The sequence below is a fragment of the Lysobacter oryzae DSM 21044 genome (assembly GCF_059568595.1).
In genome coordinates this window covers 396,106-411,769 of sequence record NZ_JCANTQ010000010.1, presented here as the reverse complement: position 1 = coordinate 411,769, position 15,664 = coordinate 396,106, and the positions used below count along the sequence as shown (strand labels likewise).

Annotated in this window: 15 protein-coding genes; 9 read left to right on the top strand and 6 right to left on the bottom strand. The window is 70.0% G+C overall.

What is annotated here, in order from left to right; all coding sequences use genetic code 11:
- The first annotated feature begins 6 nt into the window (after positions 1-6).
- Both nhaA and BP05_RS07985 read left to right on the top strand, forming a co-directional pair.
- A complete protein-coding gene (gene nhaA, locus BP05_RS07990) occupies positions 7-1,239 on the top strand; it encodes a Na+/H+ antiporter NhaA (RefSeq protein WP_496362204.1) in 1,233 nt (410 codons plus the stop codon).
- Positions 1,236-2,111 carry an NAD-dependent epimerase/dehydratase family protein gene (locus BP05_RS07985; RefSeq protein ID WP_496362203.1) on the top strand — a complete coding sequence of 292 codons (876 nt, stop codon included), beginning with the start codon at positions 1,236-1,238 and terminating at the stop codon, positions 2,109-2,111. Before nhaA ends, BP05_RS07985 begins: the two co-directional genes overlap by 4 nt.
- A 58-nt stretch (positions 2,112-2,169) precedes the next feature.
- Here the strand turns inward: BP05_RS07985 and BP05_RS07980 are convergent, their stop codons facing one another.
- From BP05_RS07980 to BP05_RS07970, 3 genes are all read right to left on the bottom strand, one after another.
- A complete protein-coding gene (locus tag BP05_RS07980) occupies positions 2,170-3,057 on the bottom strand; it encodes a DMT family transporter (RefSeq protein WP_496362202.1) in 888 nt (295 codons plus the stop codon).
- Positions 3,058-3,095: 38 nt separating this feature from the next.
- Positions 3,096-3,575 carry an Mpo1 family 2-hydroxy fatty acid dioxygenase gene (locus tag BP05_RS07975; protein ID WP_496362200.1) on the bottom strand — a complete coding sequence of 160 codons (480 nt, stop codon included), beginning with the start codon at positions 3,573-3,575 and terminating at the stop codon, positions 3,096-3,098.
- A 130-nt stretch (positions 3,576-3,705) separates the two neighbouring features.
- A complete protein-coding gene (locus BP05_RS07970; protein WP_496362331.1) occupies positions 3,706-4,632 on the bottom strand; it encodes a phosphoribosylaminoimidazolesuccinocarboxamide synthase in 927 nt (308 codons plus the stop codon).
- Between the two features lie 258 nt (positions 4,633-4,890).
- Between BP05_RS07970 and BP05_RS07965 the strand changes: the two genes are divergently transcribed.
- Complete coding sequence (locus tag BP05_RS07965; protein WP_496362198.1) at positions 4,891-5,223, top strand: J domain-containing protein; 333 nt, start codon at positions 4,891-4,893, stop codon at positions 5,221-5,223.
- A gap of 6 nt (positions 5,224-5,229) precedes the next feature.
- The gene (gene rpe / locus BP05_RS07960; protein WP_496362196.1) at positions 5,230-5,901 is read left to right on the top strand and encodes a ribulose-phosphate 3-epimerase; all 672 of its coding nucleotides are present in this window, start codon (positions 5,230-5,232) and stop codon (positions 5,899-5,901) included.
- A 148-nt stretch (positions 5,902-6,049) separates the two neighbouring features.
- Here rpe and BP05_RS07955 read toward each other — a convergent pair whose 3' ends face one another.
- Positions 6,050-7,705, bottom strand: coding sequence for a hypothetical protein (locus tag BP05_RS07955; protein WP_496362194.1), 1,656 nt, complete (start codon positions 7,703-7,705; stop codon positions 6,050-6,052).
- Between the two features lie 124 nt (positions 7,706-7,829).
- Here BP05_RS07955 and trpE point away from each other — a divergent pair, with 124 nt between their 5' ends.
- From trpE to BP05_RS07930, 5 genes are all read left to right on the top strand, one after another.
- Entirely contained in the window at positions 7,830-9,323 is a 1,494-nt protein-coding gene (trpE, locus tag BP05_RS07950; protein ID WP_496362192.1) for an anthranilate synthase component I, read from the top strand.
- Positions 9,324-9,537: 214 nt separating this feature from the next.
- Entirely contained in the window at positions 9,538-10,239 is a 702-nt protein-coding gene (locus BP05_RS07945) for a hypothetical protein (RefSeq protein ID WP_496362190.1), read from the top strand.
- A gap of 195 nt (positions 10,240-10,434) precedes the next feature.
- A complete protein-coding gene (locus BP05_RS07940) occupies positions 10,435-10,647 on the top strand; it encodes a hypothetical protein (protein ID WP_496362188.1) in 213 nt (70 codons plus the stop codon).
- Positions 10,648-10,739: 92 nt separating this feature from the next.
- Positions 10,740-11,417, top strand: a complete 678-nt coding sequence (locus BP05_RS07935) for a winged helix-turn-helix domain-containing protein (RefSeq protein WP_496362186.1) — start codon at positions 10,740-10,742, stop codon at positions 11,415-11,417.
- Positions 11,414-12,790: a sensor histidine kinase gene (locus BP05_RS07930; RefSeq protein WP_496362184.1), complete on the top strand. Its 1,377-nt coding sequence runs from the start codon at positions 11,414-11,416 to the stop codon at positions 12,788-12,790. Before BP05_RS07935 ends, BP05_RS07930 begins: the two co-directional genes overlap by 4 nt.
- Before the next feature lie 3 nt (positions 12,791-12,793).
- Here the strand turns inward: BP05_RS07930 and BP05_RS07925 are convergent, their stop codons facing one another.
- Positions 12,794-14,029, bottom strand: coding sequence for a GAF domain-containing sensor histidine kinase (locus BP05_RS07925; RefSeq protein ID WP_496362182.1), 1,236 nt, complete (start codon positions 14,027-14,029; stop codon positions 12,794-12,796).
- A gap of 56 nt (positions 14,030-14,085) precedes the next feature.
- Positions 14,086-15,663 carry a hybrid sensor histidine kinase/response regulator gene (locus BP05_RS07920; RefSeq protein WP_496362180.1) on the bottom strand — a complete coding sequence of 526 codons (1,578 nt, stop codon included), beginning with the start codon at positions 15,661-15,663 and terminating at the stop codon, positions 14,086-14,088.
- Position 15,664 lies beyond the last annotated feature (1 nt).

The window sequence follows — 15,664 nt, the reverse complement described above, 5'->3', positions numbered from 1 at the left end:
TCAGGCATGAGTGATCCCCGCATTCCGGCGCGGCGCCTGCCGCGCCCGTTGCACGCACTGGTCGAATTCTTCCGCCTCGAAGCCGCCGGCGGCATCACCCTCATCGCCGCCGCGGCCCTCGCGCTGGTCGTGGCGAATTCCCCGGTGCACGACGGCTACGAGGCCTTCCGCGGGTTGGTGCTGAAGGTCGGCCTGGGCGACTACGCCATCGCCAAGCCGTTGCTGCTGTGGATCAACGACGGCCTGATGGCGATCTTCTTCCTGCTGGTCGCGCTGGAGATCAAGCGCGAGACGCTCAGCGGCCAACTCGCCGGCCGCGAGCAGCTGATCCTGCCGATGGTCTGCGCCTGCGCCGGCGTGCTCGCGCCGGCGGCGCTGTTCGCGGCACTCAACCACGGCGATGCGGTGGCGATGCGCGGCTGGGCGGTGCCGACGGCAACCGATATCGCCTTCGCCCTGGGCGTGCTGGCGCTGCTGGGCTCGCGCGTCCCGGTGGGAATGAAGCTGCTGCTGTCGACGATCGCGGTGGTGGACGACCTGATCGCGATCCTGATCATCGCGCTGTTCTATTCGCACGGGCTGTCGTTCCTCGCTCTCGGACTGGCGGCCCTGGTGCTGGCGGCGATGTGGGGGCTCAACCGCTTCAAGGTCATCGCGCTGTGGCCGTACCTGCTGCTCGGCCTGGTGCTGTGGGTGTGCGTATTGAAGTCGGGCGTGCATGCCACCCTGGCCGGCGTGGCCACCGGGCTGCTGATTCCACACGTCGATCGCGGCAACGCCGTCCCCGACGACGTCGAGCACTCGCCGCTGGAGACACTCGAGCATGCCCTGCACCCGTGGGTGGCCTACGCGATCCTGCCGGTGTTCGCGTTCGCCAATGCCGGACTGGTGCTCGGCGGCATGCGCCTGGACGATGCGCTCGCACCCTTGCCGCTGGGCATCGCCCTGGGCCTGGTGCTGGGCAAGCCGGTGGGCATCGTCACGGCCGCGCTCGCCATGCGCGCCGCCGGGTGGGCGCGCTTCCCCGCGGGCATGGACCTGCGCGCCATGCTCGGCTTGGGCGTGTTGTGCGGCATCGGCTTCACCATGAGCCTGTTCATCGCCTCGCTGGCGTACGACGAACGCCTGCGCTATGACGAGTCGGTGCTCGGCATCCTCGCTGCGTCGGTGCTGTCCGCGGTGCTGGGCTTCCTCTGGCTGCGCGCGGTATTGCCGCAGCGGAGCGCGAGGTCGGCATGAAGCACGCGCTGGTGTTCGGAGGAAGCGGACAGATCGGCCGGCCGCTGCTGGCGCGGCTGCTGCGCGATGGCTGGCGCGTCACCGCGGTGTCGCGGCAGCCGCAGCACGATCGCCCGGGGCTGCACTGGTTGCAGGGCGACCTGGCCACGGCGCCGGCATTGCCATCGCGCGTCGACGCCATCGTCAGTTGCGGTCCGCTCGATGCCTTTGCCACGTGGTACGCCGCATCGGCACTGGAATGCGAGCGCGTGGTCGCCTTCGGTTCGACCAGCGTCGAGGTCAAGCGCGGCTCCGCCGATCCGCGCGAACGCGACGTGGCACAGCGCCTGCGCGCGGGCGAGGAAGGCGTATTGGCGGCGGCGGCGCGGCGTTTGGCCCAGGCGACGCTGTTGCGGCCGACATTGGTCTACGGCGCGGGACGTGATGCCACGCTGACCCGCATCGCCCAGCTCGCGCGGCGCTGGGGGCGCTTTCCATTGCCGCGCCACGCCGACGGATTGCGCCAGCCGGTGCACGTCGACGACCTGGCTACCGCGGCGTTCGCCGCGCTGGGCAGCGCGGCGGCGCACGGCCAGACGTATGCGCTGCCCGGCGGTGAAACGCTGGCCTATCGCGAGATGGTGCGGCGCGTGCTCGCCGTGCTCGATCCGCCGCCTGCGCTGGTCGAGTTGCCGTCGCCGCTGTTCAACCTCGCGCTCGCCGCGGCGAAGCTCGCCGGCGGTACCGGCCTGGGCGAGGCGGCGGTGCAGCGGATGCGTTCGGACCTGGTGTTCGACGCGACGCCGGCGCGGCGCGACCTGGGCTATGCGCCGCGCACGTTTCATCCGACCGCGCGGATGTTCGAGACGCGTCAGGAAGTCGAGGAGCAGTAGGGCGGCTCAAACCCGCCGCCGTGCAGCCATGCACGCAGTTGGCAGGCTTTAGCCCGTCCTACGGCGTGTCGCTGGCGGGGATCACCCGTGCCTTCGCGATCGCGCGCAGCGCGATGATCAGCACGCCGCCCAGAACCATCGCACCGCCGAGCCACAGGCGCGTGCCGGGGCGATCGCCCCAGAACACGATGCCCAGCGCGACCGCCAGCACCGGCACCAGCAGCAGCCACGGCGTCACCTGCGCCACCGGGTGCCGCTGCACCAGCACGTAGTACAGGCCATGGCCGAGCAGCGAGGACACGAACGCGGCGTACAGCGCGCCCGCCCATGCCACCCAGCTCACCTGCGGCAGCTGCGCCAGCGCGCCCGGTTCCAGCACGGTGCTGATCGCCAGCAGCGGCAGCACACTGAAGACCGCGGTCCAGCCCTGCTGGCTGAAGACGTCCAGGCCGCGCAGTCCCTTCATCAGCACCGTGCCGATGGCGAGGAACACCGCCGACACCAGCATCAGCAGCAGCGACATCGGCTGGTCGAGCACGAGCGGGTCGAACCCCAGTACCAGCACGCCCGCGAAGCTCACCGCGATGGCCACGCCGGTGCGCCAGGCGAAGCGCTCACCGAGCACCCACCACGCCAGCAGCGCGGTCATCGGGATGTAGCTCTGCATCACGATCGCCGGCGAGGACAGGTCGCCGGCCAGGCGCAACGCGCTGAAGCTCAGGCCGAAATGCAGCACGCCAATGCATAGGGCCACCGTCACCAGCCGCGGCCACTGCCCCGGTGCGGGACGCTTGAGCAGGAACACCAACGGCATCGCGAGCAGCGCGAAGCGCAACGCGGTGAACAGGAACGGTGGAATCTCCCGCATCGCCAGCGCGGACGTGAGGAAGTTGAGCGCCCAGGCCAGGCAGATCAGCAGGACCAGGCCAATGTCGCGTGCGGGCATCGGGATGCGTTTGGTTGTGCGTCGGCGGTCGCCGTCGCTCAGTACTGCCAGCCGAGCTTGCGGTACAGCTTCGCCAGCACCCAGGCCGGGCCGATCAGCAGGTAGGTGAGGTCGGTGAGGAAGCTCGGCTTGCGTCCTTCGATCTTGTGGCCGAGGAACTGGCCGATCCAGGCCACGACGAACACCGCGATCGCGGCGTACAGCAGGCGCGTCGGACCCAGGGTGTCGTACAGCCAGCGGGTCAGGAAGCCCATCAGCACGAACGTCGCCAGCATGCCGAAACCGAGCGGACGCGACGCGCGGTAATAGAACATCCACGCGGCGAACATCGCGATCGCCGCCCACGCACCCGGTACGAACAGTCCCGGCGGCACCGGCACGCACCACAGCAGCGCGATCACGCTCCACAGGATCGCCGGCACGCAGACCACGTGGATCAACTGGTTGGTCTCGTTGCGATGATCGCCCGAATAGCTGGCGAACCAGCGGTCGATCGGGCGGTCGGCGGTGGCGTTCATCGCAGGCTCCGGAGTGGATGGCGGGAACTGTACGCCGCGGCCCCCAGGCTGTCAGCCGCCGTGGGCGCGGCGCACGCGCGTGTGCGCAGGTGGACAGAGAAGAAGCCGGGCAGTGCCCGGCTCCGTGCGATCAGTCGACGGAAATTCCCGCCAGTTTCTGCAGCGCTTCGGCGTAGCGCGCGCGCGTGCGCTCGATCACCTCGACCGGCAGCTTCGGGCCGGGCGGCGTCTTGTCCCAGTCCAGGGTTTCCAGGTAGTCGCGCACGATCTGCTTGTCGTAGCTGGGCGGGCTGGTGCCGACCTGGTATTCGTCCGCGGGCCAGTAGCGCGAGGAATCCGGCGTGAGCATCTCGTCCATCACGTACAGGCGGCCATCGGCGTCGGTGCCGAATTCGAACTTGGTGTCCGCCAGCAGGATGCCGCGCTGCGCCGCGTAGTCGCGCGCGAACTTGTACAGGCGCAGCGTCGCGTCGCGCACCTGCTCGGCGAGATCCGCGCCGACCGTGCGCACGACGGTGTCGAAGTCGATGTTCTCGTCGTGGTCGCCGACCGCGGCCTTGGTCGAGGGCGTGAAGATCGGTTCGGCCAACTGCTCGGCCTGGCGCAGGCCATCGGGCAGGGCGATGCCGCTGATGCGGCCGGTGCGCTGGTAATCCTTCCAGCCGCTGCCGATCACGTAACCGCGCGCGATGCATTCCACCGACACCGGCTTGAGCCGCTTGGTCACCACCGCGCGCTTCGCGTACAGCGATGCGTCGACGTTCGCGGGCAGCACCGATGCCACGTCGATGCCGGTGAGGTGGTTGGGCACGATGTTCTCGGTCAGGCCGAACCAGAAATTGCTGATCTGGCAGAGCATCTCGCCCTTGCCCGGGATCGGGTCGGGCAGCACCACGTCGAACGCGCTGAGGCGGTCGGTGGCGACGATGAGGAGATGGTCGCCGGGATGGCCGGCCGGCAGCCGGTCGCCCGGCAGGTCGAACACGTCGCGGACCTTGCCGCGATGGCGCAGGTTCAGGCCGGGAAGATCCGACTCGAGCAGGTAAGGGCGGGACACGGTGGTGGGCAAGGCAACATCCTCGAAAAGCAGCCGCAATGGCTCGTGCCTGCCTGCGCTCCGCGCGCGCGGGCGCGACAGGGCCGGGCAGTGTACGCCGGTCGGGCGGGGCGTGCAGGGTGACTCCAGGCCACCTTTCGTGCGGCACGGCGCGGCCACGCGAACGCGCGGCGCGCTGCGCCGGGCCGCGGTCGTAACCCGCGGAAGACGTTTGGTGTTGCCGTAAACTGCCCGCCTCCCTTCGCCACCCGCTGCCCGATGAAACGCTGGTACGGCAAATTGCTCGGATTCTTCGCCGGCGCGGCCCTGCTCAGGAGCAACCCGCCGTTGGGCGCGCTGATCGGCCTGCTCATCGGCCACGCCTTCGACACCGACTGGTTCAAGCTGCGCCGCGACAACCCCTACACCGTGCTTGGCCTGACCGACGAGGCCAGCGATGCGGAGATCGACCAGGCCTACCGCCGCCTGATCTCGCAGTACCACCCCGACCGCATGGCGGGGGCCGCCGAAGAACTGCGCCGCCAGGCCGAAGCCAAGGCCCGCGAAATCAACGCCGCCTACGACCGCATCCAGTCCCTGCGCAGGAAGTAACCCGCCATGCAAGCCACCGTCATCGCCCCGTCCATCCTCTCGGCCAACTTCGCCCGGCTCGGCGAGGAAGTCGACACCGTGCTGAAGGCCGGCGCCGACTGGGTGCATTTCGACGTGATGGACAACCACTACGTGCCCAACCTCACCATCGGACCGATGGTGTGCGAGGCCCTGCGCAAGCATGGGGTGACCGCGCCGATCGACGTGCACCTGATGGTGGAGCCGGTCGACCGCATCGTTCCCGATTTCGCCAAGGCCGGTGCGTCGCTGATCAGCTTCCATCCCGAAGCCAGCGCGCACGTGCATCGCACGATCCAGCTGATCAAGGCCAGCGGTTGCCAGGCCGGGCTGGTGTTGAACCCCGCCACGCCGGTGGAAGTGCTGGACTACGTGCTCGAGGACCTCGACCTGGTACTGCTGATGTCGGTGAATCCCGGATTCGGCGGCCAGTCGTTCATTCCCTCCGCGCTGGCCAAGCTGCGCCGCGTGCGCGAGATGATCGACCGCACCGGCAAGCCGATCCGCCTGGAGATCGACGGCGGCGTCAAGGCGGACAACATCGCGGAAATCGCCGCTGCCGGTGCCGACACGTTCGTCGCGGGTTCGGCGATCTTCAACGCCGCCGACTACGCCGACGTGATCGCCCGGATGAAGGCGGCGGTGGCCGGCGTGCGCTGATCGCGCATTGCGACCGCGCCAATGAAAAGCGGCGAACCGTTGCCGGTTCGCCGCTGGAGATTGGAGGCAATCCCGCCTCCGCCCGTCGTCCCTGGGGATGGACTCCCATTCTCCGGAGCCACGATGACGGCGATGTGACGCGCGCGCCTCAGTGCGCCGGCAGCGGCGTGGCCTGCAACGCGCCGGACAATGCCGCGTCCTTCGACCAGCCCAGCCAATACCCGGGCCTGCTGCGATCGCGGATGGCCAAGCCCCGCACGATGCCGGTGGCGTCGACGATCAGCAGGCGGCGCGCATGCGATTCCGTGCGGAACGCCACGCGCACCGCCGCATGCCCGTCCGCGCCCGTGATCGGGGTGACTTCCCACGCGCTCGTGGCGACCGCGGCGAGTCCGGCCGGATCCAATGTCCGGCCCAGGTAGGCCACCTCCGGCCATGCGTATGCCGCAGCGCCATCGCGTTGCAGCAGCGGCATCGCAGCAACCAGTTCGGCCGGAACGGTCTCGCCGATCGATACGTTCGGATCGACCACGTTGTTGGCGGCCATCGCTGCGCCACGCTCGGCGGCCGCGCGCATGCGCAAGGCCAGTTGCGACATCCACAGCTCGCTCGGCAGCAGCACGATCGCGACCGTGGCGACGAGCACGGCGGCACGGCGCGCCTGCTTTGCCAGGCCCGTGGCGGCAAGCAGCAGCCCGCCCCAGAACAGGACCGACCACACGACGTACCCCGTGGCCAGCAACTGCTCCGGATGCAGTTGGCTGAAATAGTGGGCCCGGGCGACGACAACCGCGCCCGCGGCCAAGGCGAATGCGGCAAGTCCGAGGCCCACGGTGGTGATGCCGCGGTTGTCGGCCAGACGTCGTGCGCGCGCGGCCAGGGCGACGAACAGCGCGATGCCGATCGCGCCCAGGCCCAACCACGGCCATGTCGCAGTCTCGAATGCACCGAACACGCTTTCCCACGTGCGCGCCATCGGCACCGCCACCGCCGCGCCCAATGTGCCCGGAACCTGCGCCGCGACGTCGACATCGATCGCCGGCCACAGCGCATAGGCGAACGGCGCCGCCAGCCAGCGCAACAGCAGTGGCGCCTGGGTCGCCGGCGCGAACTGCAGGCCGCCGGCCCCCGCATTGCCGGCGAGCCAGGCGCATGCGCCCAGTACCGTGCCGGCCACCAGCAGCAGCCAGGTTCCTGCGCCGTGGCGGCGCAGCCAGGCCACCATCGCCAGGCCGGCGAAGCAGGCAAGGCCGGTGTCGAAGCTGGACGCGGCGACTACGGCCAGGACCACCGCCACCAGTACCGCGGGCGCGTCCCGGCGCGCATGCACCAGGCCGAGGCCGATCGCGAGGCAGAGCGTGACCAGGTACGCGTGCACGGCTTCGTGGCCGTGCGCCAGCGTGCGCTGGCTGCCGAGCCAGAACAGCGCCACCAGCGCGGCGCACACCGCCGCACGCACGCGCAGCGCGTCCTCCTCGAGCATGCGCATCGCTCGCACCAGCATCAGCGCGGTGGCCAGCGCCAGCGCAGCCCCGACGCCGATCTGCAGCCATTGGTTCGCGCCGAACATGCGCAGCTCGACCAGCCGCACCAGGTTCGGCAGTACTTCGCGATGGCCGCCGCCCGCGTGCACGAGGTTGCCGGGAAACGCCTGTCCGGCCATTTCGCCGAGCAGGCGCCAGCCGTCGGCATACGGAACCTTCGCAGACAACCACAGCATCGCTGCAAGGCCGGCGAGCAGGTACGCCAGCGCGAGTGCCGCAAGCAGCCGCGGCAACGCGGGCGGGTGTTCTACAGAGCGCATTGAAAGGCCTGGATCGAGCGAACGCGCATTCTATGGGTTGCCGCGCTTGCGCCGACATGTCATGAGCGCCGGGGGGAGGCCGGTGGCATACTGCCCCGCCGCTATCGCGCCTCCCAGCGTTGCCATGCAGCTCGACGCCGAACAGTTCCGCCAGCTCGCCGACGCCGGCCACACCCGTATTCCGGTGGTGCGCGAAGTCTTCTCCGATCTCGACACGCCACTGTCGGTCTACCTCAAGCTCGCCGATGGCCCGCACACGTACCTGTTCGAATCGGTGGAGGGCGGCGAGCGCTTCGGCCGCTATTCGATCATCGGCCTGCCGGCGCGGCGCGTGTACGCCTTCGCCGGGCACACGCTGTTCGTGACCGAGGACGGCGAACTGGTCGACCATCGCGTCGTCGAGGATCCGTTCGCGGAAGTCGAGCGCCTGCGCGCGGCGCATTCGGTGCCGAAGATCGCCGGGCTGCCCGGCTTCACCGGCGGGCTGGTGGGCTGGTTCGGCTTCGAATGCGTGCAATACATCGAGCCGCGCCTGGCCGACGCGCACGCCGATGGCGAGCACAAGCCCGACGAACTGGGCACGCCCGACATCCTGCTGATGCTCAGCGAGGAGCTGGCGGTCTTCGACAACCTCAAGGGCCGTCTCTACCTGATCGTGCACGCCGACCCGCGCGAGGAACGCGCGTTCGCGCGCGCGCAGCGGCGGCTGGACGAACTCAACCACCGCCTGCGCCAGGGTGGGCCCGGCTATCCGGAAACGCGCGATGCCAACCTTCTCGACGAAGCCGACTTCGTGTCCGGCTTCACCCGCGACGGTTTCATCGCCGCGGTGGAGAAATCCAAGGAGCTGATCCGCGCCGGCGACATCTTCCAGGTGGTGCTGAGCCAGCGCCTCTCGGTGCCGTTCAAGGCACGCCCGGTCGACGTGTACCGGGCATTGCGCGCGTTGAATCCCTCGCCCTACATGTACTTCCTCGATGTCGGCGGGACCCAGGTCGTCGGATCGTCGCCCGAGATCCTGGTGCGCCTGGTCGGCGACGAGGTCACCGTGCGCCCGATCGCCGGTACCCGGCCGCGCGGCGCCACGCTCGAAGAGGACCAGGCGCTGGAAGCCGAACTGCTGGCCGATCCGAAGGAGCGCGCCGAACACCTGATGCTGATCGACCTGGGCCGCAACGATGTCGGCCGCGTCAGCGAGCCGGGCACGGTGCAGGTCGGCGAGCAGTTCGTGATCGAACGCTACAGCCACGTCATGCACATCGTCAGCGAAGTCACCGGCAGGCTGAAGGGTGGGCTGAGTTACGCCGACGTGCTGCGCGCGACGTTCCCGGCCGGCACCGTCAGCGGCGCGCCGAAGATCCGCGCGCTGGAAGTGATCCGCGAACTCGAGCCGATCCGCCGCAACGTCTACTCCGGCGCGGTCGGCTACATCGGCTGGCACGGCGACGCCGATACGGCGATCGCCATCCGCACCGCCGTCATCCAGGACGGCCGCCTGCACGTGCAGGCCGGCGCCGGCATCGTCTACGACTCCGACCCCGCGAAGGAATGGGAGGAGACGATGAACAAGGGCCGCGCGCTGTTCCGCGCCGTGGCCGAGGCGGCGCGCGGTCTGTGAACCGTTAACGGACGCGCTGCGTCCGTCGTCCCGCGCCCGCCGTTCGTCGCGGGCTGGCATTCAAGGCGGCGTCCGCGTCCGGTCGCCGCGTGCCTCAACGTTTTATTCACAGAAAGCAGGATTCACTGCGTGCGCGGCGAGCCGGGTCGCTCGCAGTGCCCGCCGCAAGGATGTCCCCAGATGCCGGTTGCGTAACTTCGAGGGAGAGTGCGCCATGCATCCGATTCCCGACAGCAGCGTCTACGCGCGCTTCGCCAACAGCTTCGCGCGTTCGATTGAATTGATCTGTCCGCGTTGCCACGAGAAGGCCATCTTCGAGGCCCGGCCGTGGCAGGAGCACGGGCGCCAGATCGTCGCCACCGAGATGGCCTGCACGCGCTGCGAGTTCGAAGCGCTGCTGGTGCAACTCGTCGACGACTTCGGCAACTGCAAGCCCGCATCGCTCTTCATGTATCCCGCGCCGGGCGGGCGCAGCAGCATGGGGGGCACGGAGCACCTGCAGGCATTGTCCGGACCGCTCGCGCGCAGCTACGACTCGGCGCTCAAGCTGTACAACCATGCCGAGTGGGGCGCGACCGCGTTGACGGTGCGGCACCTGCTCGAAGGCCTGGCCGCGCGGCTGCTGCCCGCCGACAAGCGCGAAATGCCGCTCACGCGCCAGCTCGAGGCCCTGCCGCGCGAGGTCGACCTCAGCCGGCCCCTGCAGGGCATCGCCGAGCTGATGGCGCCCGATGGCGCATTCGGCCGCCACTTCGACGACGAAACGGCGATCGACAAGGTCACCGCCGAGCACCTGCTGGAGCTGGCCGAGCAGTTGATCCAGTACCTGGTGGTGATGCCCGGCGAGATGGCGGGCCTCAAGAGTCGCATCGCGACCGCGCCGGTACCGCTGCGGCGGGGCAGTGGCGTCGGCTGAGCCCGACGCCGTGCGGTGACCCGAACGCCACCTGCGGGTGGCGTTCTCGTTGCTGGGGCGGGGCCGGATGCGGCCTCGAACATTACCGATTGTTCATGCCGCGGAAAGGGCGGCGCAAACGCCGCGCGCGCAACCTGCACCTGCGATGGGGACGACCCCACCGGCCTCGAAACCTTCCCAACCAGGAGCCAAGCCATGAGCACCCTCCGCAAGACCCTGTTCGCCGTTGCCCTGACCGCGCTGACCGGCTCGGCGCTCGCCGCCGCGCCGGCCACGACGCCAGCCGCGCCCGCATCCGCACCGGCCAAGACCATGCCGGCGACGGCCAAGCACAAGCACGTCGCCAAGCTGAAGAAGCAGGACGCCAAGACCACCACGCAGAAGCCGGCTGACGGCGGCAAGGGCTGAACCGCTTCCCCGACGGCCCGTGGGTGGATGCGGGCCGGATACCCCGCCGGAGAATTTCGGCGGGGTATCCTTTTTGCGAGCCGGGAGCTGACATGCGCGTCCTGCTGGTCGAAGACGATCCCCACACCGCGAGCTTCATCCTCAAGGGCCTGCGCGAGGATGGGCACGTGGTCGACCACGCCGGCGACGGCAAGCAGGGCCTGTTCCTCGCCACCACCGAGAGCTACGACGCGATCGTGCTCGATCGCATGCTGCCCGGCCTTGACGGCCTGGTCGTGCTGCAGACGCTGCGCGGGGCCGGCAATCGCACGCCGCTGGTGCTGCTGACGGCGCTGGGCGAAGTCGACCACCGCGTCGAGGGCCTGCGCGCGGGCGCCGACGACTACCTGGTCAAGCCGTTCGCCTATGCCGAGCTGAGCGCGCGCCTGGACAGCGTCGTGCGCCGCCACCGCGCCGGCGACGAACGCGAACCCACGCGCCTGCGCGTGGGCGAACTGGAACTGGACCTGCTCAGCCGCGAGGCGCGCCGCGGCGATCGACGCATCGAACTGCAACCGCGCGAGTTCCGCCTGCTCGAATACCTGATGCGCCAGGCCGAGCGCGTGGTCACGCGCACGATGCTGCTGGAGGCGGTGTGGGACTACCACTTCGACCCGCAGACCAACGTCATCGACGTGCACATCAGCCGCCTGCGCCAGAAGATCGACCACGGCTTCGCGCGGCCGCTGCTGCATACCGTGCGCGGCGCGGGCTACCGGCTGGGCGAATGAAGCGGACGCTCTCCACCAGCACGCGGCTGGCGCTGGCGGTGATGGGCTCGTTCCTGCTCGCCTTCGTGCTGCTCGGCGGTGGCGTGTACTACGCGGTCTCCACCCTGTTGCTGCACGACGCGCGCGAACTCGTGCGCACCGATGCGGTGGGGCTGGTCGACCTGTATCGCGGGGACGGGCCCGGCGCGCTGGTGGAGGAACTGCGGCGCCGGCAGGCGCAGCCGGACGACCCCGATGCGGTGTACGCGCTGGTCTCGCCGCAGGGCCGCAGGCTCATCGGCGACCTCGTGCCCATGCATCGGACCGCGCGCGCCCACTGGCTCGAATACGACGAAACCCAGCGCGATGGCGGCGACGCGGCGCTGCGCGTGATCGCCTACGCGCAGCGGCTGCCCGATGGCAGCCAGTTGCTCACTGGCCTGCGCCTGCGCTCGCAGGACCGCTTCCTGGGGCTGATGCAGCGCACCGCGCTGGTGGCGTTCGTGTTCGCGACCAGCCTCGGCGCCCTGGTCGGCTGGCTGACCTCGCGCTGGGTTTCCCGCCGGCTGCGCGGCCTGGACGCCACCGCCGAACGCGTGGGCAGCGGCGAACTGGGGTTGCGCGCCGCGCTCGACCACAGCGACGACGCGTTCGACCGGCTCGCGCGCCGCTTCAACGGCATGCTCGACCGCATCGAGGAACTGCTTGGCGGCGTGCGCCATGCCACCGATCACATCGCCCATGACCTGCGCACGCCGCTGACGCGCCTGCGCAACCGCCTGGAGGAACTGCGGCAGCAGCCCATCGATGCGTCGCAGCGCACGGCGCTCGAGGGTGCCGTCGCGGAAACCGACCAACTGCTGCAGTCCTTCGGCGCACTGCTACGCCTGGCGCGCATCGAGGCGCAGGTGCCGGCGCCGCACGATCCGGTGGTGGACCTGCGCGCGCTGGTCGCGGATGCGGTGGAACTGTACGCGCCGAGCGCCGCCGAGCGCGGCGTGCGCGTGGTCGCCGGGCTGCAGCCGGCCTGCACGCGCGGCGATCGCGACCAGCTGTTCCAGGCCGTGGTCAACCTGCTCGACAACGCGGTCAAGTACGCGCCTGCCGACAGCGAGGTCGAAGTCGCCCTGCACACGGACGCCGAAGGCGTGGAACTGCGGGTCGACGACAGCGGGCCAGGCATCCCGGAGGCCGACCGCGAACGTGTCTTCGACCGTTTCCAGCGCCTGGAGAGCCATCGCGGTTCGCCGGGCGTCGGCCTGGGCCTGAGCCTCGTGCGCGCGATCGCACAGCGCCACGGCGGCCGCGTGTTGTTGCTGGGCCGTGCGCCGGGACTGCGGGCGAAACTGGTCCTGCCGGCCCACGACACCCGCGCATCGCAGGCGGATCCGTGAAGCTCACCGGGTCGTCGCGCGTACCTTCCGGTCCGGCGCATCCTCGCGCAGGTCGAGCAGCGGAATGCGCAGCGTCACCCGCGTGCCCAGCCCCGCGCCTGCGCTGTCGATGCTGGCGTCGCCGCCATGCATGCGGGCGATGCGCGCCACCAGGCTGAGCCCCAGCCCCAGGCGGGACATGCTGCTTTCCGGCTCGTGCTCCGGCCGATAGAACGGCTCGAACAGGCGCGGCAACACCTCGCGCGAAATGCCCACGCCCGTGTCGGCGATGTCCACGAGCACCGAGGGACCCGCGACCGCGGCCGTGATGGCGATCGTCCCGCCCGGCGGGGTGAACCGCAGGCTGTTGTCGAGCACGTGGCCGAAGGCCTGTGCCAGCCGGTGCTCGTCGCCAAGCACGGGCAACGGGGTTGACGGGGTGCGGAACACGAGTTCGACCTCGGCAGCGGCGGCGGCCTCGCCGCGCATTTCCAGTGCGCGTTGGATCGGGCCGGCGAGGTCGATCGGCCAGAACGACGGATCGTCCTTGCCCGAAAGCAGCGCGCTGCCGTCGCGCAGATGGTCGATCAGGCGCGCGTGGCCCGCGAGCTGACGGGTAATGACCTCGCCCGCGCGCCGGATCGCCGTGGCGTCGGTGGAGTGGCGTTGCGTGTGCAGCGAGGTGCGCAATGGGCCGACCAGCGCGCTGAGTTCGTTGGCGAGCCCGTCGAGGAAGCGTTCCTTGCGTTGCTCGTCGAGGCGGATCTCGGCCAGCAGGCGCACATTGACCAGCGCCAGCGCGGCGGAATTCGCGATCGCCGCCAGGACCGCGCATTCGGCGTCGGAGGGCGTGCGCGGCTGCGACCAGTAGGCGCCCAGCGCCCCGACGACTTCTCCCGCGCACGCGATCGGCGTCATCACCAGGCTGCGCACGAACGTCGTGTCGTAGAGCGGGCGCGGGATGCGCGGCTCGTCGCGGGTGTCCGGGATCACGACCTGGCGGCCCTGCAGCATTGCCCAGCCGGACACGCATTCCTCGGCCAGGAAGTCGCGGCCCTTCCACAGCGCACCGATCGCATCCTCCTCGAGGTAGCGGCAGCGGTCGCCGTCGCGCATCACCACGGTCGCGCCGTCGGCGCCGACGTAGCGCCGCGTCGACGTGGCCACCACGCGCACGACGTCTTCCACGGCGTCGCATGATGCGAGCTGTTGCACGATCTCGACGATCCGGGGCTCCGATGGAAGCGTCTCGGTGCGCATGACCACGATGCTACCCGCGAGAGCGTGACGCGCCGCCATATCGCCGGACATGACTTTCACGCCGCCTTCGCATGAATGCGCCGCAGCAGCGCGGTCAGCGCCGCGGGACTGGCAGGCTTGCTCAGGTGTTCCGAAAATCCGGCTCCGCTGGTGCGCGCGATGTCCTCGGCCTGGCTCCAGCCGGTCAATGCGACCAGCGCCACATCGGGATAGCGCGCGCGAATCCGCCGCGCGACTTCGAAGCCATCCATGCCCGGCATGCCCAGGTCGAGCAGCACTGCATCCGGGGCGGCTTCCTCCACCCGCCGCAACGCCTCGGCCCCGTCGAACGCCACGCCGTGGTGCACGCCGAGTGCGCCGAGCAGCAGCCCCATCGTTTCCGCCGCGTCGGCATTGTCGTCCACGACCAGCACCCGCATCCCGGACGGAACGGTGAGATCCTCGGCGTCCCTCGCATGGTGCACGCCATCGCTGCGCAACAGCGGCAGGCGCACCACGAACTCCGAACCCTGTCCGCGTCCGTCGCTGTGCGCTTCGATCTCACCGTGGTGCATGCGCACCAGGCTGCGCACCAGCGACAGCCCGATCCCCAGCCCGCCGCGGGCATGCTGCGGCAGGTGGCGGCCCTGGGTGAACAGATCGAAGATGCGCGGCAGCATGGCCGGCTCGATGCCGATGCCGCGGTCGGTAACGCGCACCACCGCGTCGTTGCCTTCGCGTCGCAGCGACAGCCGGATCACCCCGTTGGATTCCGAGTACTTGGCGGCGTTGTTGAGCAGGTTGCTGAACACCTGCGCCAGCCGCGTGGCGTCGCCCAGCGCCGCCAGCGTCTCCTGGGGCAGCTCGACTTCGAGCCGATGGCCGCCGGCGTCGATCAGCGGTCCGCTCAATGCCACCGCCGATTGGAGGACGTCGCCCAGCAATGTCGCCTTGAGGTGCAGTTCGATCGTGCCGTGGGTCAGTCGCGCGACGTCCACCAGGTCCTCCACCAGCCGCACCATGTGCTCGACCTGGCGCCGCATCATGCCAAGCATCGCCCGATCGGCCTCCCGGTCCGCGTCATGCAGCAGCACTTCGATCGCGTTGCGGATCGGCGCGAGCGGATTGCGCAGCTCATGGCCAAGCATCGCGAGGAACTCGTCCTTGCGCTTGGCGGCTTCGCCCAGCTCTGCGCGCGCCTGCTCGAGGTCGTCGAGCTGGGCGCGGATCTGGTACTGCCGCTGCCGAGCGCGCAAGGCCGTGCGCGCGGCGCTGGTCAACGCGGCCACGCGCGCCGGACGTTCCAGCAGCGATGCATTCCCGAGGTCCTCCAGCAGCCGCGCCAGTTGGGCCGAGTCGCTGTTGGCGCGCGCGACCACCAGCACCGGCAGGTCCGACCAGGACGGTTGCCGCGCCAGGCATTTCCTCAGCACCTCGTGCGCACCGTGCGCCAGCCATTCCTCGGCCACGAACACCGCGCCCACGGGGTCGCGCAGGACGTCCCGCAGCGCCTCGTCGTCGACGCATTCGATCGCGGCCATGCCATCGTCGCGAAGCACCTGCGCGGCCAGTTGGGTGTCGCGCTGCGTGGGCAGCAGCAGCACGATCTGCAGGCCGCGGCCGTCCTCCCGGATGTTCGTATCGCCGGCGCGCACG

Excerpts from the sequence above, each read along its gene's own strand:
- BP05_RS07935 (WP_496362186.1), top strand. The coding sequence starts at position 10,740 with ATGCGCGTCCTGCTGGTCGAAGACGATCCCCACACCGCGAGCTTCATC.
- BP05_RS07930 (WP_496362184.1), top strand. The coding sequence starts at position 11,414 with ATGAAGCGGACGCTCTCCACCAGCACGCGGCTGGCGCTGGCGGTGATG.
- BP05_RS07965 (WP_496362198.1), top strand. The coding sequence starts at position 4,891 with ATGAAACGCTGGTACGGCAAATTGCTCGGATTCTTCGCCGGCGCGGCC.
- rpe (WP_496362196.1), top strand. The coding sequence starts at position 5,230 with ATGCAAGCCACCGTCATCGCCCCGTCCATCCTCTCGGCCAACTTCGCC.
- BP05_RS07945 (WP_496362190.1), top strand. The coding sequence starts at position 9,538 with ATGCATCCGATTCCCGACAGCAGCGTCTACGCGCGCTTCGCCAACAGC.
- BP05_RS07980 (WP_496362202.1), bottom strand. The coding sequence starts at position 3,057 with ATGCCCGCACGCGACATTGGCCTGGTCCTGCTGATCTGCCTGGCCTGG.
- BP05_RS07940 (WP_496362188.1), top strand. The coding sequence starts at position 10,435 with ATGAGCACCCTCCGCAAGACCCTGTTCGCCGTTGCCCTGACCGCGCTG.
- BP05_RS07925 (WP_496362182.1), bottom strand. The coding sequence starts at position 14,029 with ATGCGCACCGAGACGCTTCCATCGGAGCCCCGGATCGTCGAGATCGTG.
- nhaA (WP_496362204.1), top strand. The coding sequence starts at position 7 with ATGAGTGATCCCCGCATTCCGGCGCGGCGCCTGCCGCGCCCGTTGCAC.
- BP05_RS07955 (WP_496362194.1), bottom strand. The coding sequence starts at position 7,705 with ATGCGCTCTGTAGAACACCCGCCCGCGTTGCCGCGGCTGCTTGCGGCA.
- BP05_RS07985 (WP_496362203.1), top strand. The coding sequence starts at position 1,236 with ATGAAGCACGCGCTGGTGTTCGGAGGAAGCGGACAGATCGGCCGGCCG.
- trpE (WP_496362192.1), top strand. The coding sequence starts at position 7,830 with ATGCAGCTCGACGCCGAACAGTTCCGCCAGCTCGCCGACGCCGGCCAC.
- BP05_RS07975 (WP_496362200.1), bottom strand. The coding sequence starts at position 3,575 with ATGAACGCCACCGCCGACCGCCCGATCGACCGCTGGTTCGCCAGCTAT.